We start from the raw sequence: 606 nt of genomic DNA, 5'->3' as shown, positions 1-606 counted from the left end.
ACTTGGAACTGTAATGGGGCCGGGACACCATGGACTTTCGTACTTCGTCCAGTTGATTCTGTACAAACTTTAACGAAGTCTTCACGCCAATGAGAAACTTATGATGTTTTTCGTATAATGCATTGATATTCTTCTCGCTGTAAAACCCGCGGTCCATGACAAGCTTCACCTTGTCCAGCTGGAGAAAGTCGATGTCGGCAAGCATATTCTGGATGGTTGTCACGTCTGAGATGTTGCCAGGCAGCTTTCTGTAATATACCGGCAATCGGGATTGCTCTCCAAAAAGAAGAGCAAGATTCATTTGCGGAAGCCGATCATGGTCTTTATTCCGGCCATACTTGACCTGCTTCAGTAATTTGGAATATGACGATATGGAGGTGGTGTCATAGGCCAGAAATTCGGTCTCCAGCCTGCGCTGCCCTTGGAGTAGAAAAAAGTGCTGCTTAGCATTTTCGTCAACGGAACCAAACAGCTCGCTGCTTCTTTGTGAAGGAATATCTTTGTTGAAAGGATGCATATGCGTCATAGCCCATTTTGGAAAACGGCTGAGTGAATTCCTGTCTTCCATAATCAGATAATAGACAATGGATAGAATCTGTTTGTAGG

The 606-nt window shown here is 44.6% G+C and carries 1 protein-coding gene; it reads right to left on the bottom strand.

Annotated features, from left to right (window positions below; all coding sequences use genetic code 11):
• Positions 1-606, bottom strand: a 606-nt coding sequence (locus tag AC1DWB_RS36960; RefSeq protein WP_477546001.1) for an IS1634 family transposase, incomplete at both ends; no start/stop codon positions are given.

It is taken from the genome of Paenibacillus sp. P4_E11 (assembly GCF_056401635.1).
This window is presented reverse-complemented; position numbering and strand designations above follow the sequence as displayed.